The organism is Clostridium drakei (assembly GCF_000633595.2).
Lineage (GTDB): Bacteria > Bacillota > Clostridia > Clostridiales > Clostridiaceae > Clostridium_AM > Clostridium_AM drakei.
This window is the reverse complement of record NZ_JIBU02000039.1, coordinates 1-20,910: the sequence shown is the minus strand read 5'-3', so window position 1 is coordinate 20,910 and position 20,910 is coordinate 1. Positions and strand designations below refer to the sequence as shown.

At 30.6% G+C, this 20,910-nt stretch carries 24 protein-coding genes; all 24 read left to right on the top strand.

Features of this window, described 5'->3' with window-relative positions:
• Positions 1-131: 131 nt before the first annotated feature.
• Positions 132-734 (top strand): thymidine kinase, encoded by a 603-nt coding sequence (locus EG57_RS0218275; RefSeq protein WP_032078587.1) that lies wholly within the window; start codon positions 132-134, stop codon positions 732-734.
• The gene (locus EG57_RS0218270; RefSeq protein ID WP_032078586.1) at positions 734-1,684 is read left to right on the top strand and encodes a DUF1385 domain-containing protein; all 951 of its coding nucleotides are present in this window, start codon (positions 734-736) and stop codon (positions 1,682-1,684) included. Before EG57_RS0218275 ends, EG57_RS0218270 begins: the two co-directional genes overlap by 1 nt.
• 52 nt (positions 1,685-1,736) lie before the next feature.
• Positions 1,737-2,609, top strand: a complete 873-nt coding sequence (prmC, locus tag EG57_RS0218265; RefSeq protein WP_032078585.1) for a peptide chain release factor N(5)-glutamine methyltransferase — start codon at positions 1,737-1,739, stop codon at positions 2,607-2,609.
• A gap of 66 nt (positions 2,610-2,675) precedes the next feature.
• Positions 2,676-3,752: a peptide chain release factor 1 gene (prfA, locus tag EG57_RS0218260; RefSeq protein WP_032078584.1), complete on the top strand. Its 1,077-nt coding sequence runs from the start codon at positions 2,676-2,678 to the stop codon at positions 3,750-3,752.
• 38 nt (positions 3,753-3,790) lie between these two features.
• On the top strand, positions 3,791-4,405 hold the full coding sequence (locus EG57_RS0218255) for a hypothetical protein (protein ID WP_032078583.1): 615 nt from the start codon (positions 3,791-3,793) through the stop codon (positions 4,403-4,405).
• 80 nt (positions 4,406-4,485) lie between these two features.
• Positions 4,486-5,208 carry a ZIP family metal transporter gene (locus tag EG57_RS0218250; protein WP_032078582.1) on the top strand — a complete coding sequence of 241 codons (723 nt, stop codon included), beginning with the start codon at positions 4,486-4,488 and terminating at the stop codon, positions 5,206-5,208.
• A 215-nt stretch (positions 5,209-5,423) separates the two neighbouring features.
• Positions 5,424-6,476, top strand: coding sequence for an L-threonylcarbamoyladenylate synthase (locus EG57_RS0218245; protein ID WP_032078581.1), 1,053 nt, complete (start codon positions 5,424-5,426; stop codon positions 6,474-6,476).
• A 23-nt stretch (positions 6,477-6,499) separates the two neighbouring features.
• Positions 6,500-6,958: a low molecular weight protein arginine phosphatase gene (locus tag EG57_RS0218240; protein WP_032078580.1), complete on the top strand. Its 459-nt coding sequence runs from the start codon at positions 6,500-6,502 to the stop codon at positions 6,956-6,958.
• 81 nt (positions 6,959-7,039) lie between these two features.
• A complete protein-coding gene (gene rpiB / locus EG57_RS0218235; protein WP_032078579.1) occupies positions 7,040-7,489 on the top strand; it encodes a ribose 5-phosphate isomerase B in 450 nt (149 codons plus the stop codon).
• 14 nt (positions 7,490-7,503) lie between these two features.
• Positions 7,504-8,133, top strand: coding sequence for a uracil phosphoribosyltransferase (gene upp / locus EG57_RS0218230; RefSeq protein ID WP_032078578.1), 630 nt, complete (start codon positions 7,504-7,506; stop codon positions 8,131-8,133).
• 189 nt (positions 8,134-8,322) lie between these two features.
• Positions 8,323-8,811 (top strand): deoxycytidylate deaminase, encoded by a 489-nt coding sequence (locus tag EG57_RS0218225; protein WP_032078577.1) that lies wholly within the window; start codon positions 8,323-8,325, stop codon positions 8,809-8,811.
• A gap of 79 nt (positions 8,812-8,890) precedes the next feature.
• Positions 8,891-9,925: a glycosyltransferase family 4 protein gene (locus tag EG57_RS0218220; RefSeq protein WP_032078576.1), complete on the top strand. Its 1,035-nt coding sequence runs from the start codon at positions 8,891-8,893 to the stop codon at positions 9,923-9,925.
• Between the two features lie 18 nt (positions 9,926-9,943).
• Positions 9,944-11,092, top strand: a complete 1,149-nt coding sequence (gene wecB / locus EG57_RS0218215) for a non-hydrolyzing UDP-N-acetylglucosamine 2-epimerase (protein ID WP_032078575.1) — start codon at positions 9,944-9,946, stop codon at positions 11,090-11,092.
• A gap of 709 nt (positions 11,093-11,801) precedes the next feature.
• The gene (locus EG57_RS0218210; protein WP_032078574.1) at positions 11,802-12,164 is read left to right on the top strand and encodes an ATP synthase subunit I; all 363 of its coding nucleotides are present in this window, start codon (positions 11,802-11,804) and stop codon (positions 12,162-12,164) included.
• A gap of 16 nt (positions 12,165-12,180) precedes the next feature.
• Complete coding sequence (locus EG57_RS0218205) at positions 12,181-12,864, top strand: F0F1 ATP synthase subunit A (RefSeq protein WP_032078573.1); 684 nt, start codon at positions 12,181-12,183, stop codon at positions 12,862-12,864.
• 33 nt (positions 12,865-12,897) lie between these two features.
• The gene (gene atpE / locus EG57_RS0218200) at positions 12,898-13,146 is read left to right on the top strand and encodes an ATP synthase F0 subunit C (protein WP_029159216.1); all 249 of its coding nucleotides are present in this window, start codon (positions 12,898-12,900) and stop codon (positions 13,144-13,146) included.
• 54 nt (positions 13,147-13,200) lie between these two features.
• Complete coding sequence (locus tag EG57_RS0218195) at positions 13,201-13,680, top strand: F0F1 ATP synthase subunit B (RefSeq protein WP_032078572.1); 480 nt, start codon at positions 13,201-13,203, stop codon at positions 13,678-13,680.
• Positions 13,681-13,682: 2 nt separating this feature from the next.
• Entirely contained in the window at positions 13,683-14,222 is a 540-nt protein-coding gene (locus EG57_RS0218190; RefSeq protein WP_032078571.1) for a F0F1 ATP synthase subunit delta, read from the top strand.
• Between the two features lie 10 nt (positions 14,223-14,232).
• Positions 14,233-15,747 (top strand): F0F1 ATP synthase subunit alpha, encoded by a 1,515-nt coding sequence (gene atpA / locus EG57_RS0218185; protein ID WP_032078570.1) that lies wholly within the window; start codon positions 14,233-14,235, stop codon positions 15,745-15,747.
• Positions 15,748-15,769: 22 nt separating this feature from the next.
• Entirely contained in the window at positions 15,770-16,621 is an 852-nt protein-coding gene (atpG, locus tag EG57_RS0218180) for an ATP synthase F1 subunit gamma (RefSeq protein ID WP_032078569.1), read from the top strand.
• Positions 16,622-16,634: 13 nt separating this feature from the next.
• Positions 16,635-18,035 (top strand): F0F1 ATP synthase subunit beta, encoded by a 1,401-nt coding sequence (gene atpD, locus EG57_RS0218175; RefSeq protein WP_032078568.1) that lies wholly within the window; start codon positions 16,635-16,637, stop codon positions 18,033-18,035.
• A 71-nt stretch (positions 18,036-18,106) separates the two neighbouring features.
• Positions 18,107-18,505 (top strand): F0F1 ATP synthase subunit epsilon, encoded by a 399-nt coding sequence (locus EG57_RS0218170; protein WP_032078567.1) that lies wholly within the window; start codon positions 18,107-18,109, stop codon positions 18,503-18,505.
• Between the two features lie 257 nt (positions 18,506-18,762).
• Positions 18,763-19,455: a hypothetical protein gene (locus EG57_RS0218165; protein ID WP_052038006.1), complete on the top strand. Its 693-nt coding sequence runs from the start codon at positions 18,763-18,765 to the stop codon at positions 19,453-19,455.
• Between the two features lie 24 nt (positions 19,456-19,479).
• Entirely contained in the window at positions 19,480-20,739 is a 1,260-nt protein-coding gene (murA, locus tag EG57_RS0218160) for a UDP-N-acetylglucosamine 1-carboxyvinyltransferase (protein WP_032078566.1), read from the top strand.
• Positions 20,740-20,910 lie beyond the last annotated feature (171 nt).

The window sequence follows — 20,910 nt, the reverse complement described above, 5'->3', positions numbered from 1 at the left end:
CATAAGGGCTGAGATTAAGTCAATGAATAAATTGTTTAAAACAACTCTTTAATATATATATTAGGTCTGTTAAAATATATTTGTTTAATAAAACAATTTAAAAAAAGTTAAAATGTAGAGGGGTTAATAATATGAGCAAATTGTATTTTAGATATGGAGCTATGAATTGTGGTAAATCTACCAATTTACTTCAAGTAGCTCATAATTATGAAGAAAGGGGAATGAAGGTTATAATTATAAAACCTTATACTGATACTAAAGGAGGAGATAAAGTTATTTCTAGGTTGGGAATAAACAGAAAGGTGGATATGTTACTTGATAAAAATGAAAATATTTATGAAAGAGTAGAAAAATACGTTGAGGAAAATGGAAAAATAAATTGCATTTTAATAGATGAAGTACAATTTTTTAAAAAGCATCAGATAGATGAACTATTTAAAATAGCAGTAATTAAGGACATTCCAACTATATGCTATGGACTTAGAACTGACTTTCAAATGAATGGATTTGAAGGCAGTGAGAGATTACTTTTATTGGCACATAGTTTGGAAGAGTTAAAGACCATATGTAATTGTGGTAAAAAAGCACTTGTAAATGGAAGAAAAATAAATGGTGAATTTGTATTTGAAGGTAAACAAATAGCTATTGATAAAGAAGATAATGTTGAATATGAGCCGTTATGTCCAAAATGCTATTTTGAATATAAAATGAAATGTGAAAATGGGGTGAAATAATGTCAGTTAAGACTTCAGTTGGAGGACAGGCTGTAATTGAAGGTGTAATGATGAGGGGAATGAAAGGAATAGCTACAGCTGTAAGAAAATCTGATGGGGAAATTGTTGTAGATAGGAAAGAATGTATACCTTACACAAAGAGAAAAAAATTATTGGGTTTGCCTATTTTAAGAGGATTTGTATCCTTAATAGAATCGTTAATAATAGGTATAAATACATTAAATTATTCTGCATCATTTTTTGAAGAGTCTGAAGAGGAGGAAAAACCTAGCAAGTTAGATAAATGGTTTCAAAGTATATTTAAGGATAAAAGTGATGATGTGCTTATGGGAATAACATTAATTGTATCCATAGGAATAGCTACAATATTATTTTTTATACTTCCAACTTTTGCAGCTAATATTTTTAAAAGGATAGGAATTTATAGTACCATAGGGTTAAATATAATTGAGGGTATTATAAGAGTGATAATCTTTTTAACATATATATACCTTATAGGTAAGATGGATGATATAAACAGGGTTTTTCAATATCATGGAGCAGAACATAAAACTATATTTTGTTATGAAAATAATATGGAGCTTATACCTGAAAATGCTAAAAAATTTCAAAGGTTTCATCCGAGATGTGGAACTAATTTTTTATTTTTGGTTATGATAGTAAGTATAATATTATTTTCTTTTACTGGATGGAATAGTTTATGGCAAAGAATATTGTACAGAATTATACTTTTACCTGTAGTTTCAGGAATTACTTATGAAATCATTAAATGGATGGGAAAAAGTGATAGCATTTTATCAAGAATAACCTCTTATCCAGGACTTATGCTTCAAAAGCTTACCACAAGGGAACCTGATTTAGAGCAACTAGAAGTGGCTATAATGGCTCTTAAATGGGCAGAAGGTATAGAAGAAACGGGAGAAAATGAGAAATTAAAAAATGAAAATTAGAATTGTTTACTAAGATTAAATAAAGTAATATAATTAGGAATGGAGAAAGTGTATGGAGAAGGAACAATTTAATATTGGAAAGCTCTTAAAATTTGGATATGAAGAACTAAGGTCAGTTGGAATAGATAGTTATCAGATAGATTGTGAACTTCTTCTTGGAAAAGCAATAAAAAAAGATAGGCTTTTTATACTTTTAAATAGAGATTATAAATTAACTGTTAATGAACAGCGAGAATATTATAACTTTGTTAATATTAGAAAGCAAAGGATGCCTGTAAAGTATATATTAGGTAAGTGCGAATTTATGGGACTTGATTTCTATATAAAAGAAGGAGTACTAATTCCAAGGCCTGATACAGAAATTTTGGTGGAACTAGCTATAAAGTGTATAAAAGAACAAAAATTAAAAAAAATATGTGATGTATGCTGTGGAAGTGGTGCAATAGGTATATCCATTGGAAAATTTGTTGAGGATATAAAAGTCAAGTGCAGTGATATTTCCAATATTGCCTATGAAGTTACTTTAGAAAATATTAAAAGGTTTCAACTTAAACATAAGGTGGAAGTTGTAAAAAGTGATTTGTTAAATTATTTTATAGATAATAAAGAAAAATTTGATATAATAGTCTCAAACCCACCATATATAAGAAATGATGTTATTCCAACACTAATGGAGGATGTAAAGAACTATGAACCCTATGAGGCATTAAGTGGGGGACAAGATGGTTTGGATTTTTACAGGGAAATTACATTACAAAGTTTAAAGTTGTTAAATAGCGGAGGATTTTTGTTGTTTGAGATAGGATATGACCAAAAAGATTCTGTAGGCAGCATATTGGAACGGAATGGTTTTACTGATATAAGTTGCATAAAAGATTTAGCAGGCATGGATAGAGTTATAAAAGGAAAAATGGAAATCAGTTGATAGTTATAAAAGTATTGTGATATAATTATTAATTGTGAAAATATTTATACGGAGTGATAAAAAAGTATGTTAGAAAGACTTGAGTTTATAGAAAATAAATATGAGGAATTATCAGCAAAAATAAGTGATCCGTCAATTATGGCAGATCAAAAAGAATGGCAGAAGTTATGTAAAGAACATGCGGAATTAGAAACATTAGTAATGAAGTATAGACAATATAGAAAAGCTGAAGAAGAACTGGAAAGTAACAAAGAAATGCTAAAAGATGAAACAGATAAAGACATGAGGGATATGATACAAGAAGATATAAAAGAACTTGAAGCTTCTATGGATGAGGCACACCAAGAATTAAGAATACTGCTCTTACCTAAAGATCCTAATGATGATAAAAATGTATTTGTAGAAATAAGAGGCGGAGCAGGTGGAGAAGAAGCAGCATTATTTGCTGCGAATCTTACAAGAATGTATACTAGATATGCGGAACGAAAAGGTTGGAAAGTTGAAACTATAAGTTTAAATGCCACAGATATAGGTGGATTCAAAGAAATTGTATTTATGATAAAGGGTGCAGGAGCTTATAGTAGATTAAAATATGAAAGTGGAGTCCATAGAGTTCAAAGAGTTCCAGACACAGAATCTAGTGGAAGAATTCATACATCAACGGCTACAGTAGCGGTTTTACCTGAAGTTGATGATGTTGATTTAGTTATAAGTTCTAATGATATAAGAATAGACGTGTTTAGGGCGTCAGGACATGGTGGACAGTGTGTTAATACTACTGATTCAGCAGTAAGAATTACTCATTTACCAACAGGACTTGTAGTTTCTTGTCAAGATGAAAAGTCTCAACTTAAGAACAAAGAAAAAGCTATGAAGGTGCTTAAATCTAGATTGTTTGAAAGAGCAGAAGCAGAGAGAAGTGCAGGCATAGCTGAAGATAGAAAGAGTCAAGTTGGTACTGGTGATAGAAGTGAAAGGATAAGAACTTATAATTATCCACAAGGAAGAGTTACAGATCATAGAATAGGACTTACTTTATATAAATTAGATTCCTATTTAGATGGAGATATAGATGAAGTTATAGATGCGCTTATAACTACAGATCAAGCCGAAAAAATGAAGGCTATGGGAAATAATGAATAATTAACTTTGTTTATTAATTTTATGAAAAGAGGGAAACTATGAATATAGATAAAGCCATTAGAAAGCGGAAAAAGTCTTATAAAAGATTCATGCTGTCTATGTGCTTTATTTTTTTTATATTACCAGCAATACTGATTTTTTTAAAAAAATTTTATATATTCTATATAATTTATTTGGTAGTTATAGAGCTACTTATACTACTAGCAATTTGTATAAAAATTAATAAAGAATCTCTTACATTTCAGTATGAAGAATATAAATTGAAAATAAGTTTGGGGTTAACAGGTAAAAAAGTTAATATAGCTGGTGATAAGATTGTCCTAGTTCATGTGGAAAATGTTGTGTTAAAAGATACTAGAGAAAAAGATTTTAAAATTATATTGCTTTCTAAATCCAAATTTAGAAGTGATAGAATGCTGCCTGTTAGTATTAATTTTTTAAAAAACCATCCGTATGTAGCTTGTGAATATAATAGAATTAAAATTATGCATCCAGAAAATGAATATTATTATACTATAGTAAAAAGAGGAAGCATAAATAAATATCCTCTTTTAGATCTTATATATAAAAATTGTGTTTATGCTGAATTTACAGAAGAAGCAGTGGAAAAAATAAAGTTTTATCGTGAAAATTCTGAGAAATATAAAATTTAAATGTAGATAAAATTAATAGCATATATGATAGGTAAGATAAATAAACTAGTTTATATAGTAATAAGTAAAAGAGTGATTTTTTGGGGTATAATACAATTTATGTTGTAGTTATTGGAAGTATTGTATCATTAATAGGAACTATGATAGGTGCTTCACTGGGAGTTATAGTAAAGAAACCATCTGATAAAATGTTAGGAGCAATGATAGGGTTTGCTGGAGGCCTTATGTTATCTGTAGTTGTATTTGATTTAATTCCAGAAGCTCTTATAAAGTGGAGTTTTGCATGGACGTTGATATTTTGTATAATTGGAATTATGGTTATAGCGTTTATTGATACTAAAATAAACATAGACAGTATAAGCGGACATTTAAAAGTTGCATTTATGGCTGCATTAGGACTTATGATTCATAATTTCCCTGAAGGAATAATTATGGGATGTGGATTTGCGGCAGGAACTACACTTGGTATTAAGATGAGTTTAATAATTGCAGTTCATGATATACCAGAAGGTATTGCCGTTGCGGCTCCGCTTATGGTATCTAGGGTAAAAATACCAAAAATATTATTTTATGCTTTTGTAACGGCTTTTCCTACAGCTATAGGTACTTGGGTGGGTGCATACATAGGTAATATATCAGTAAATGTCTTAGCTGCGTGTTTATCCTTTGCATCTGGTATAATGTTATATGTAGTTTGTGGAGAGATGATACCAGAATCCTCTAAATTATGGGAAGGATTAACCAGTACTATTGGAATATTAGCAGGATTAATAGTAGGATTTACGATAGTAAATATACTATAAGTTATTTATTGACTGTTGAAATTTAAAATTAAGTTTCCAGTCTTTTTTTCTATAAAAAAATAGTAAGGCAAGTTGTAAGGCGTTTGAAATTTAAGTGCTATTAAGGTATAATTATCAATTAAGCCTGCGTTTAGAATTAGTGCTTATATAAAAAACATATTTTAACTTTTGTTTACTGTAAAAATAACTTTATAAAAAGGGTGGTAAATATAGGGATGAATACAAAAATAAAAATACTAGATGAAAAAAATTTAGATAGAGATATTATAATAGAGGCAGCTAATGTTATAAAAGAAGGTGGACTTGTAGCTTTTCCAACAGAAACTGTTTATGGACTTGGAGGTAATGCATTAGATTCTTCTGCTGTAAAAAAGATTTTTGAAGCTAAGGGAAGGCCTCAGGACAATCCTGTGATAGCACATATAGCAGATTTTAAAGAAATAAATGCATTGGTAAAAGAAATACCAGAAGTGGCAAAAAAGCTTATGGAAAAATTTTGGCCAGGTCCTATGACGTTGATACTACAAAAGTCGGAAATTATACCGGATATTACAACTGCAGGGTTAAAATGTGTTGGGATTAGAATGCCTTCAAATGTAATAGCTAGAGAATTTATAAGAGCTTGTGGTGTTCCCATAGCAGCTCCATCAGCTAATATTTCAGGAAGACCAAGTCCCACAGATGTAGAGAGATGTATTGAGGATATGAATGGCAAAATTGATTATATTATTGGTGGAGAAATGTGTGATATTGGAGTAGAGTCAACAGTTATAGATTGTACTGTACAGCCAGTGTGTATTTTAAGACCCGGTGGAATAACTCTTGAAATGCTAAAAGAGGTAGATGAAGGTGCATATATAGATCCTGCTATAATGAAAAAACCTGATAAAGATTTTAAACCTAAGGCACCTGGAATGAAGTACAAACATTATGCACCAAAAGCTCATGTAAAAATTGTTACAGGAGATTTGCAAAAAACTATTGCAAAAATCAATGAAATAGTGCAAAATTATATAGGTGAAAATAAATCTGTGGGTATAATGGCTACAGATGAAACAAAAAAATACTACAAAAATGGAATAGTAGTATCATTGGGCAGCAGAGAAGATATGATAAGTATATCTAAAAATTTGTTTGAAACACTTAGAAGTTTTGATGATCAGGGTGTAGATGTAATAGTGTCTGAAGCTTTTCAAGAAGTTGGTGTTGGAGTAGCAATAATGAATAGGCTGCAGAAGTCTGCTGGATTTGATATTACTACAGTTTAAGTTTTATCTTTGGGAGGTTAAACATGAAAAGCATACTATTTGTTTGTACGGGTAATACTTGTAGAAGTTGTATGGCAGAAGCTATATTCAATTATTTATGTGATGTTAAAAATGTAAAAGCTATTTCTGCAGGAATATCTATAGTAAACAATAGTAAAACCTCTAAAAATTCTGCTGAAGTTGTTAAAGGAAACATAGGAATTGATATAAGTGATAGAAAAGCCGTTAGAATTACTTATGATATGGTAAAAAATTCCGAAATTATTTTAACCATGACTGAGAGTATTAGGAATGTTTTATATGAAGTCTTTCCTGAGTTTAAATATAAAATATTTACTTTAAATGAATATGTTTCAGTGAATAGTGATATACTTGATCCTTTTGGCAGTGATATACGAGTTTATAAAAAAACTTATACTCAATTGAGGAGTAGTATTATTTTACTATTGAGAAAATTAAAGGAAGATATAGGCATTAGTTAAATGTTATTATCTTCTTTTTTTGCGGCTTAATGACAGTTAAATATTTAAATTAGTTATATAAATTTAGTTGGAGGTATTTATATGAAAATTGCATTTGGAAGTGATCATGCTGGATTGCCTTTAAAAAAGGAAATTATAAGCCATTTAGAAGGCAAAGGTATTCAAATTGAGGATTTTGGTACTTATACAGAATCATCATGTGATTATCCTGAATTTGCACTAAAGGTTGCAGAAGAAGTGGCTGCTAAAAATTTTGATTTTGGTATATTAGTTTGTGGCACAGGTATAGGAATAAGTATAGCTGCTAATAAAGTTTCAGGAATAAGAGCTGCAGTATGTGGTGATACATTTAGCGCTCATGCATGTAGACAACATAATGATGCTAATATACTAGCATTAGGCCAAAGAGTAGTTGGATTAGGATTAGCATTAGATATAGTAGACATTTTCTTGGATACAAAATTTGAAGGTGGTAGACATCAGACAAGAATAGACAAAATTACAGATATTGAAAAAAAGTATTCTAAATAATTGGGGGAATAGAAATGAGTAAAGTAACACAAATAGCACATCCATTAATATTGCACAAATTATCTTTTATAAGAGATAAAAATACAGGTTCTAAGGATTTTAGAGAATTAGTAGAAGAAGTAGCAATGCTTATGGCTTATGAAGTAACTCGTGATTTACAATTAGAGGAGGTTGAGATAGAAACTCCTATATGTAAAACTAAATGTAAGATGCTTGCAGGTAAAAAGGTAGCCATAGTACCTATATTGAGAGCAGGACTTGGGATGGTTGATGGTATGTTAAAGCTTATACCAGCTGCAAAGGTAGGACATATAGGACTTTATAGAGATGAAAAAACATTAAAACCAGTAGAATATTTTTGCAAGCTTCCACAAGATATAGGCGATAGAGAAGTTATAGTTACTGACCCTATGCTTGCTACAGGTGGGTCAGCTGTAGATGCTATAACTTTATTAAAGAAAAAAGGTGCTAAAAGTATAAGATTAATGTGTCTTATAGCAGCTCCAGAAGGTGTAAAAGTAGTTATGAATGCACATCCAGATGTAGATATATATGTTGCTTCAGTAGACGAGAAGTTAAATGAAAATGGTTATATAGTACCTGGACTTGGAGATGCAGGAGACAGATTATTTGGTACAAAATAAAATAGCAAGCAGTGATATTTTCACTGCTTTTTATTTTTGTATAAAACAAATTGAAATTATAATAGTTAATGAGACTTTTAATTACGGCTTTTTTAGTATAAAATAAGAGAGGAGTCTATGTGCTTCATAAAATCGAACTTAATCTGTAAAGGTTTGATATAAAAATTTATTAAAGTTATGGAGGACAATATGATAAGAATTGGTAAAGACAATTATTATTTAGATATATGTGAAACTGTTTTAGAAAGAGGTACTTGTATAAGAAGAAATTTTGCAGCCATAATTGTTAAAAATGATGAAATAATAGCTACAGGGTATACTGGAGCACCAAGAGGAAGAAAAAATTGTTGTGATTTAGGATATTGTAAAAGAGAACACTTAAATGTACCAAGAGGAACAAGATACGAGTTGTGCAGATCGGTTCATGCTGAGCAAAATGCAATTATATCATCTAGGCGACAAGATATGATAGGGTCAACTATGTATTTGGTTGGTAAAGAGCATAAAACAGGAGAATATGTGCATAACGCGTCACCTTGTGCGCTTTGTAAAAGGTTTATAATTAATTCAGGTATTGAAAAAGTTATTATACGAGATACTAAAGATCTTTATAGAGATATAAATGTTACTGAATGGATTGAGAATGATGATTCCTTAGATGGAGAAGCTACATATTGATAATTATATACAATATATGTAAAACATGAACTTTTCAGTATAAATAGGGAAGTTTCAATCAATAAAGGAAGGTTAACATATGAATAACTTATATATTTTAGCGATAGTTTCAATAATAATTTCAGCAGTGCTTACTCCACTAGTGAAGAGATTTGCTGTAAAAATAAAAGCTATAGATATTCCAAAAGATAATAGAAGAGTACATAAAAAACCTATACCTCTTCTTGGAGGACTTGCTATATATTTTTCGTTTATTATTACAGTAATTGCAAAAGCAGGGGATTTAACTAGATCAGAGAAGGGAATAATAATAGGAGCCACAATAATAGTTATAGGTGGATTTTTGGATGATAAATTTGATATAAGACCATGGCAAAAACTATTATTTCAAATAGCAGCTGCCTTATCCTTAGTTATTTTTGGTGTAAGCATAGAACGAATAACAAATCCTTTTGCAGCACCTGGAATAGATACATATGTAAGCATAGGTATGTTATATATACCTTTAACTATAATATGGGTAGTTGGTATTACTAATGCACTTAACTTAATAGATGGATTAGATGGATTAGCAGCAGGAGTTGCGTTTATATCAGCAGTAACTATTCTTATAATAGCTTTAATGAATACTAGGCATGATGCAGCAATACTAACTTGTATACTGGCTGGTTCAATACTAGGGTTTTTACCTTATAATTTTAATCCAGCTTCTATATTTATGGGAGATACAGGTGCCCAACTTTTAGGATTTTTACTTGCAGCTATATCTATAGAAGGAGCTATAAAATCTGCAGCAGCCTTTGCTATAGCAGTACCTATATTAGCATTGGGTATACCAATATATGACATTCTTTTTGCGATGATTAGAAGAAAAATAAATGGTAAGCCAATTATGCAAGCAGATAAGGGGCATTTACATCATAGATTATTGGATATGGGACTTACACAGAGACAGGCAGTTATAATAATGTATTTGATAAGTGCAGTTCTTGGCAGCTTTGCAATAATTGCTATGCAAATAAGTACCCAAAAGTCATATTTCCTATTGGCTATGGTCATGGTAGTGTTGGTAGTAATAGCATGGAAATTTGGATTTTTTGAACATAAAGAATAAGATGATGGAGGGATACTCATGGATAAACTTAAAGTTATAACAATATTTGGTACAAGACCTGAAGCTATAAAAATGGCTCCTCTTGTCAAAGAACTTGAAAAAAAAGAACAAATTGATACCAAGGTTTGTGTAACTGCACAACATAGAGAAATGTTAGATCAGGTTCTAGAACTTTTTGATATAAAGCCAGATTTTGATTTGAACATAATGAAAACAAAGCAAAGTCTTACAGGTATAACCACAAGAGTTTTAGAAGGATTAGAAGAAATATTTGAACAAGAGAAGCCAGATTTAATTTTGGTACATGGAGATACAACAACAACCTTTGCAGGAGCATTAGCTGCTTTTTATCAGAAAATAAAAGTAGGTCATGTAGAAGCAGGCCTTAGAACTTATGATAAATATTTTCCATTTCCAGAAGAAATGAATAGAAAACTTACAGGTGCTGTAGCCGACATGCATTTCGCACCAACACCAGGATCAAAGATGAATTTATTAAGAGAAGGTGTAGATGAAAACTCGATATTTGTAACAGGAAATACAGTAATAGATGCTATGGAGTTTACTGTAGACGATAAATATGTATTTAAAAATGATGAACTCAATAATATAGATTATAATGGAAAAAAAGTAATAATGGTAACAGCTCATAGAAGAGAGAATTGGGGCAAGGGAATAGAAAATATATGCTATGCATTAAGAGATATTGTAAATGAGAATAAAGATGTAGAAATAGTATACCTTGTTCATTTAAATCCCGTAGTTAAAAATGTTGTATATAAAATTTTAGGAGATGTAGATAGAGTTCATCTATTAGCGCCACTAGATACAAAGGAAACTCATAATTTGATGAATGTGTGTTATATGGTTATGACAGATTCAGGTGGACTTCAAGAAGAAGCTCCACATCTTGGAAAACCTGTACTTGTGCTTAGAGATGTTACAGAAAGACCAGAAGCTGTAAAAGCTGGTACTGTAAAGCTTGTAGGAACAGATATAAATACTATAAAAAAAGAGGCTACTGATCTAATTACAAATTGTGAGGAATATGATAGTATGAGCAAAGCTATAAATCCTTATGGAGATGGTAAGGCATCTCAAAGAATAGCAGCATCAATATTGAAGTATTTTGAAATAGAAAAAAATGAATATGAAGAGTTTAGCTAGAAAATATGAATTTTCTAGCTATTTTATCAAATAAGTAAAGCTAAATACGTAATTCGTTATAAATAGCAGCAATTTATGTTAATTTTACTATAAAATTTGACTAGCGATGCAAAATCAATTTCTCAATTTAAGAAAATTTTAAATTTGTCTTTTATAATTTGAAAAGTAGAGTATAATTATAGGTGTAAAATAATTGAATTAAAGTTAAAATAATTGAATTAAAGTTAAAATAAATTTAATATAAATATATATTTTAAAAATATTTTAAGAAAAAGTAAATTTTGAACAGATAAAATCTTCAAAATTAACTTGAAGTTTGAAATTTTCTTATTAGTCTGAAAACGATAAGATAGGCTAAAATAAGAAGGTTTTAGCAGCATGGAAAATATTAAGAAAATTAAAAAAAATGAATGAGAAAAATATGATTACCTAAAAACGTAGTAAATTTAAAAAAAAAGGAGAAATGAAAGTAAAATTCAATTATATTGTTAAAAAATCGACTATTAAGGCTAAATATTGATTATATAAGCAAAATGTAGTGTTTTATTTATATTTCTTTAGATTATATAATAAGTTATCTTGTGAAAATAGAGAGTAAAATGAAAGACTAAGGTTATTTTTAAGGCATGTTTAGAAAATTTTTAATTTGGTATTAGTGTAATCAAAGAAATATTTAGCTAGAATGTTTATCTTAGTGGAGGAATTTCAGTTGAATGAAGAAATCTTAGATATGATTAAAAAAGTATCTATTATTAATTTTATACTTGGTAGCATAATTGCTATTGGTGTTCAGATCATAATAAAGAATTATGGAGTAATTATACTTCTTGGAACTATAATTGCAATAATTAATTTTAGTGTTAATGGAGTAGTGGGTGGATTAATATTTGAAAAATTTAAAAACTCATCGACATCTTTGTACATATTAAGTTTTATTTTTAGAGTGGTACTTGCTGTTGGAATAGGATATGTGGTTTTTAAGCATAATAATTACAGCGTAGTTCCTTATTTATTTGGATATACATCCCATTTAGTGGGGGTATATATATATTCAGTTATTAAAAGTAATTAAGAAAGGATGTGAGAAAGTGGAAGAGTTGCAACCATTGTTTTCAATAAATCTAGGGTCATTTAACTTAGGAATAACCTCTAGTATTATGACACAATGGATTCTTATTATTCTTATAGCTATTTTAGCTAAAGTTTTTACACAAAACTTAAAAAAAGTACCTGACAAAAAACAAAGTGTTGTTGAAATGTTATTTGAAACAATAAGAAATGTAGTTAGGGAAAATATGGGAGAAGAGTATGTTGGCTTTGTACCATACATAGGAACCCTTGCAATTTTTATTTTGGTTATGAATATTGCCCCATTAATTGTTGGAGCTAAGGCACCAACAGAAGACTTAAGTGTAGCAGCTGGTTTGGCATTAATAACATTTGTTATAGTGCAAGTTAATGCTATAAAGAAGGTTGGATTTGGAAAGTATTTAAAAGCTTATGCCCAACCGGTAGTGCCCCTATTACCACTTAATATTGTGGAAAGAGTAGTACTTCCAGTTTCATTAAGTCTACGACTATTTGGTAATATGACCGCAGGTGCTGTAATAATCTCGATGATGTATCAAGGATTGGGTCATTTAGCGTGGTTTTCTCAATTACTAATACCTATACCTTTCCATGCTTTCTTTGACTTGTTTGATGCGTCCATACAGATGGTAGTGTTTGTTATGTTAACAATGATGAATATAAAAATTATAGCTGAACACTAACGATAATTTATTATTTTAAGGAGGATTTTTATTATGAATTTAGATGCGCACTCATTTGTATCAGGTATGGCAGCAATTGGTGCAGGTTTAGCTGCTATAGGATGTTTAGGCGGAGGTATTGGAGTTGGTACTGCTGCTGGAAAGGCAGTTGAAGGAGTTTCAAGACAGCCTGAAGCAAGCGGTAAAATACTAAGTACATTCTTTGTAACTGCTGCATTATCAGAAGTAACAGCTATCTATAGTTTATTGATAGCTATTATGTTAGTATTTAAAGTTAGCTAAAACTAGTTACCTCACCAATTTACATACATTTAGAGGGGAGGAGTGAAATTCAATATGAGTATTGATATTGGAAGAGTTGTAATAACTATAATAAATTTCATAGTATTGTATTTTATTTTAAAACATTTCTTCTTCAAAACTGTTGATGATACAATCACCAACAGACAGAATGAAATTGATTTTAAAATTAAAAACACTAATGAAAATGAACAAAAATCTAAACAATTAGTTTTTAAACATGAAGAATTGTTAAAGAATTCTAAGCAAGAAGGAAAAACTATTGTCGAAGAATATAAGAATAAAGCTGAAAAAGTTTCCTCTGACATATTGAAAGAAGCTCATGAAGAAGCTGAAACTATAGTTAAAAGAGCTAAAGTTGAGGCTGAAAGAGAAAAAGAAAAAGCAGCAGATGAAATAAAGAACCAAGTAGTAGACTTAGCTGTTTTAGTATCTTCAAAGGCTTTAGAAGAATCTATAGATGAAGATCAGCATAGGAGACTTATTAAAGACTTTATAGCTAAGGTAGGTATCTAACTATGTATGAATATTTAGATAGAAGATACGCTCTTGCGCTTTATGAAATTGCAGAGGAAAAAGGAAAAGTAGAGCAGTATTTACAGGAATTAAGAGAAATAGTAGCTCTAATAAATGAAGATAAAGACTTTATGGGATTAATAGAACACCCACAAGTTAGTACTTCAAGTAAAAAAGAACTTTTCATTAAGGTGTTTAAGGATAAAGTAGATGAAGATTTATTAGCTTTTCTATTAGTTCTTATAGAAAAGGGAAGAATACTTCAACTTGAAGGTAAGCTTAAACAAATGGAAAGTATTTATCTTGAAAAGAATAAAACAGCTGTTGCTAAAGTAAAAACAGTTATTGCTTTACAAGATGATGAAAAGAAAAATTTAGTGCTACAACTAGAAAAAAAATATAGTAAAAAGATTTTATTGGAAGAAGAAATAGACGAAAGTATAATTGGTGGAGTTTATGTTCAAGTAGGAAATGAAGTAATAGATGGAACAGTAAAATCTAAAATCGATGAAATGAAAAAATTAATGCTTAAGAGAGATTAGAGGTGAGCCTATGAATATAAAACCTGAAGAAATAACTTCAATTATAAAACAGGAAATACAAAAGTATGAAAAGAAAATAGAAACAGTTGATTCAGGTACAATAATTCAAATTGGTGATGGTATAGCCAGAGTTTATGGTCTTAACGATTGTATCGCTGGAGAGCTTCTAGAGTTTCCAAATGATGTCTATGGCATGTCTCTAAACCTTGAACAAGACAACGTAGGTTGTGTTCTTCTAGGTTCTGAAAAAGGTATAAAAGAAGGAGACATAGTTAAAAGAACTGGAAAAGTTGTTGAAGTACCAGTTGGAGATGCAATAGTAGGAAGAGTTGTAAATTCTCTTGGACAGCCTATAGATGGTAAAGGTCCTATGAAAACTGCAGAAACAAGAGCAGTTGAGATTAAGGCACCTGGTGTTATTCAAAGACAATCTGTTAAACAGCCATTACAGACAGGTATAAAAGCTATAGATTCATTTATACCAATAGGAAAAGGTCAAAGAGAACTTATTATAGGAGATAGACAGACAGGTAAAACTGCAATAGCAACAGATACGATAATCAATCAAAAAGGTAAAGATGTAATTTGTATATATGTTGCAATAGGACAGAAACAATCTACTGTCGCTCATATAGTTAATAATCTTACTGAAGCAGGGGCTATGGATTATACAATAATTGTATCATCATCAGCATCAGAAACAGCACCATTACAGTACATTGCACCATATGCAGGATGTACTATGGGTGAATATTTTATGCATCAAGGAAAAGATGTACTTATAATATATGATGACTTATCTAAGCATGCAGTTGCTTATAGAACAATGTCATTATTACTTCGTAGAGCACCAGGAAGAGAAGCATTCCCTGGAGATGTTTTCTATTTACATTCAAGATTGCTTGAAAGAGCTGCAAAGCTTTCAGATAAACTTGGTGGAGGATCACTTACAGCTCTTCCTATAATAGAGACTCAAGCAGGAGACGTTACAGCTTACATACCAACCAATGTTATTTCAATAACAGATGGTCAGATATTCCTTGAATCAGAATTGTTCAATGCAGGACAAAGACCAGCAGTTAATGCTGGTATATCAGTATCCAGGGTTGGTGGTAATGCTCAAATTAAAGCAATGAAGCAGGTTTCAGGAACACTAAAACTTGATCTTGCGCAATATAGAGAGCTTGCTGCTTTTGCACAGTTTGGTTCAGATCTTGATGGAGAATCAAAGAGAAGACTTGAAAAAGGTAAGAGATTAGTAGAAATACTAAAACAGCCTCAATACAAGCCAGTACCAGTGGAAAATCAGATAATGATTATGTATGCAGCAGTTAACAATAAGTTGATGGATATTGCTGTAGAAAGTATAAAGAAATTTGAAAAAGAATTCTTAGAATATATGAATACTCATCACAAAGAAATTGGTGAAGAAATAGTAACTAAAAAAGTATTATCAGATGAGTTGAAAGAAAAACTTAGCAGTGCTATAGAAGAATTCAAAAAAATATTTTTAGCAGAGGTATAATTCCCTTTGCGGGAGGTGAATTATGGCAGGGGCAGGACTTGTTGAAATTAAGAGAAGAATTAAGTCAGTAACTAGTACCCAAAAAATAACAAATGCCATGTGTGTTGTTGCCACCTCAAAACTTAGGAAAGTCAGGACCAAATTAGAGGTAAATCAGAAATACTTTGATGCTTTCGCAGAAATTGCTAATGATATTGTAAGAGGTGTGGAAGGAAGAAGTATTTATGTACATGGTAATAAGAGTGATAAAAAACTTTATATTACACTTAGCTCTGATTCAGGACTTTGTGGAGGATTCAATGCTAATGTAGTAAATAAAACTGCAGAATTAATATCAAGTGATAAAGAAAACTCTGTATTAATGTCAGTAGGTCAAAAGGGAAGAATGTATTTTAATAGATTAAAATATGAAACTGCAGCAGAATATGTAGATATACCTGATATACCTACTTTAAAAGAAGCAGAAGCTATAACTTATAAAGCACTTGATATGTATCGCAATTCTGAAGTTGGAGAAGTGTATATAGTATATACCGAGTTCTTTACAACTGTAAAGCAATCGGTTAATATACAGAAAATACTTCCTTTAGAAAACAAAAGTGGCGAATCAACAGCACGTTTTGTTAAGTTTGAACCACCAATTGATCAAATAATAGATGATGTGGTGGTTATGCAGTTAAAACAACAAATATTAAATTATATGCTTCATTCTAAATGTAGTGAGCAAGGTTCAAGAATGGCAGCTATGGATGGAGCAACTAAGAATGCTAATGATTTAATAGATGATCTAAATCTTAAATTTAATAGAGAAAGACAAGGCGCTATAACTCAGGAAATAACCGAGATAATCGGAGGCGCAGAAGTTCAAAAATAAGGGAGGGACACTAATGCCAAATATAGGCAAAGTTGTTCAGGTTATAGGACCTGTAGTAGATATAAAGTTTAATACAGAACACCTTCCTAATATATATAATGCCATAGAAATAGATATGGGAGATGCTGGTAAACTTGTTACTGAAGTAGAACAGCATGTTGGAGACGATATAGTTAGAACTGTATCTATGGAAGGAACAGATGGCTTAAGAAGAGGTGTAGATGCAGTAGACACAGGTGCACCAATATCTGTACCAGTTGGAGAGGAAGTTTTAGGAAGACTTTTCAATATGTTAGGACAGCCAATAGATGAATGTGGAGATTGTAATGCCAATATGACATATCCTATTCATAGACCAGCACCAAGTTTTGAAGATCAATCTGTTTCACCAGAAATGTTTGAAACAGGAATTAAAGTTATAGATCTTATAGCACCATACCAAAGAGGTGGAAAAATAGGACTATTTGGTGGTGCTGGTGTTGGTAAAACAGTTCTTATTCAAGAACTTATAAACAATATAGCAAAAGAACATGGTGGATTATCAGTATTCACAGGTGTTGGAGAAAGAACAAGAGAAGGTAACGATCTTTATTATGAAATGAAGGAATCTGGTGTTATAGATAAAACTGCTCTAGTATTTGGACAAATGAATGAACCACCTGGAGCTAGAATGAGAGTTGCTTTAACGGGACTTACTATGGCTGAGTATTTTAGAGATAAAGGTCAGGATGTGCTTCTATTTATAGATAACATATTCAGATTTACTCAAGCTGGTTCGGAAGTTTCAGCGTTACTTGGTAGAATACCTAGTGCTGTTGGATATCAACCAACACTTGCAACTGAAATGGGTGCTCTTCAAGAAAGAATAACATCCACAAAGCAAGGATCTATTACATCTGTTCAGGCTGTATATGTACCTGCAGATGACTTAACAGACCCAGCACCAGCAACTACATTTGCGCATCTTGATGCTACAACAGTTCTTTCAAGATCTATATCAGAACTTGGAATATATCCAGCAGTTGATCCTCTTGAATCAAGTTCAAGAATATTGGATCCAAGAATTGTAGGAGAAGAACACTATGAAATAGCTTCAAATGTAAAGCATATACTTGAAAGATATAGAGAACTTCAAGATATAATAGCAATACTTGGTGTAGATGAACTTCCAGAGACAGATAGATTGGTAGTTGTAAGAGCTAGAAGAATTCAAAGATTCTTATCACAACCATTTAGCGTTGCAGAACAGTTTACAGGCATGAAAGGTGCTTATGTTCCAATAAAAGAAACTATAAGAGGTTTTAAAGAAATACTTGATGGTAAATATGATAATTTACCAGAAGCAGCATTCCTTTTTGCTGGAACTATAGAAGAAGTTGTTCAAAAAGCTAAATCTATGATGGAAGAGAGCTAATCCTTTTAGTTTTAAGTTAGACAGATTATTACTGTCTAACTTAATAATTTATTTGTGAGAAGGAGATTAATATGGCAAATGCTTTTAAGTTAACTATCCTTACTCCCGAAAAAGAATTTTACATTGGAGAAGTGGTAGAATTAATAACAGATACTACCCAAGGTCGTATAGGAATTCTTGCAAATCACATGCCTTTAGTAACTCCTTTAAGACCTACTGTCACAGAATTTACTACAAGTGATGGTAAAGAACTTAAAGCATTTACATCTAGCGGCATACTTGATGTAAAGGATAATGTAGTAGAATTCTTATGTGATTCTTGTGAATGGCCAGAAGATATAGACTTAGAGAGAGCAAAATCTGCTAAAGAAAGAGCTGAAAATAGATTAATTGAACCAAAAGATAATGTTGATATAAAAAGAGCAGAATTGGCTTTAGCTAGAGCTATGGCTAGACTTGATTTAAAATAGAATTTATAATAAAAATAGCATGAAACTTAAGTTTTATGCTATTTTTTTATGGGAAACTTTGCACATTTCTATATGTATATTTATATATTGATAGTATCTTAAGACAACCCCCTTATATTATGAGTAAAAGTAATTCTATAATAGTTAAATGTGGAATTAAAAAGATGAATATTTTAATCAATACTAGTTCATAATGTAAATGGAAGAAAAAGGGGGGGGTGACAAGCTCTTTAAATTAATTTTTTAGAGCATATTTTATGAAAAAGAAAAATTCTATTTTTTTAATTATTTTTTTTATAATTGGAAGTACACTTTTAATTTCAGATTTTTCATTAGCTAGTAAAGGTTGGGATCCATTTAATGATATTTTACAAATGACAAATAGTAAAACAGTTGAATATGGCGTAACAGCAACATTTATAACAGATAAAAATGGAGAAAAGATTTGTAATGATATATTAAAAAAAATGAATTTTATTGATGTAAAAAATAAGTCTGTGTTGAAAAATGAAAAAAAGTATTGTATAGAATTTGGTAAAAATAATACAAATGGTTACATAGAAACCATGAAATATGAAAATCATAATGTTATAACAATAAGTTTAGTGGAAAAAAACAGTAACAATCTATTGAGTGATATGAAGCGTGATCTGGAAAAATGTATAGATGATAGAAGTGTAACTGTTAAATATTATCAATACTTGAAATCAGAAGTTTATGATGATGTTGATACAACAAATGATAAAATTTTAAAAGTATTAAAAAATCATGGAGCATCCAACATTACTACTGTAGCATTAAAAAATGGATATAGTTCTACATTATACACAGGGCTATATGATGCAATGCAAAGTAATGGCAAGTTAATGGATTTTAATTATGCTGTTTGCAAGTATAATTCAGGTAACTATATAATTATGGGTACACCTGAAATACTCATGACATATTAGCAATTATAGAATGGAGGATAAGACATGAATAAAATATCAGTAAAGGGAGGAAGAAAATTAGAAGGAGAGGTAAATATAAGTACTGCTAAAAATTCTGTTTTACCAATAATAGCAGCTAGTATATTAAGTGGAGAAAAATGTGTAATTGATGATGCACCTATGTTAGAAGATGTGTTTGTTATAAGTGATGTACTTAGAACTATTTCGACAGATATAAATATTAATGAGAAAGCTAATAGAATAGTAATAGATAGTTCAAATATAAAAGATTGTGAGCCTTGCAGTAGTTTAGTGAAAAAGATGAGAGCATCTTTTTTAATTATGGGACCTATGATATCAAGATTTGGAAAGTTTAAGTTATCCTTACCAGGTGGATGTAATATAGGTACTAGACCAATAGATTTGCATTTAAAGGGATTTAGTGCATTAGGAGCAGAAGTAAATGTAGGTCATGGATATGTAGAAGCTCAAGCTAAAAAGCTTGTAGGAAACAAAATATATTTAGATTTTCCTTCTGTGGGGGCAACAGAAAATATAATGATGGCTGCAGTTATGGCTAAAGGAGAGACTATTATAGAAAATGCAGCTGAAGAGCCTGAAATTGAAGATTTAGGCAAGTATTTAAATAATATGGGTGGCAATATTATAGGAGCTGGTACAGATACTGTTCGTATAATTGGAGTTAAAAATATGAAAGGAACTACACATAAACCTATATGTGATAGAATAGAAGCTGGTACATTTATGGTAGCAGCAGCTATAACTAGAAGTAAAATTAAAATAACTGGAGTCAATGAAGAGTATTTAAAACCTATCATAGCAAAGTTAACTGAAGCAGGTGTAAAAATAACTTCAGATGAAAATAGCATTTATGTAGATGCAGATAGAGAGCTTAAACCTATTGATATTAAAACTATGCCATATCCAGGTTTTCCTACGGATATGCAGTCTCAAATGGCAGGACTTTTGTGTACAATAAAAGGTACCAGTGTAATAACAGAAACAATTTTTGAAAATAGATTTATGCACGCCGCTGAAATGAAGAGAATGGGAGCAAATATAAAAATTGATGGTAGAAGTTCTATTATAGAAGGTGTAGATAAATTAACAGGAGCAGAGGTTAGAGCTACTGATTTGAGAGCAGGAGCTGCACTTATACTTTGTGGTTTAGTAGCAGAGGGTGAAACAGAAATTACAGATGTATATCATATAGATAGAGGATATGTGTCTATAGAAAAAAAGTTACAAGGGTTGGGAGCAGATATTCAAAGAATAATGTTATAAAATCCTACAATATTAATATATTAAGTTAAAGAGAAGATTAGAACAAATCTTCTCTTTTTTTGTGGTAATAATTTTTAATAACAACTAATAATATTATATTGATATACTGGGTAAATAGATGATTGCAGAATTGAAAGTTGAAAAATGTGGATAACTTTTGGAGCTTTGCTC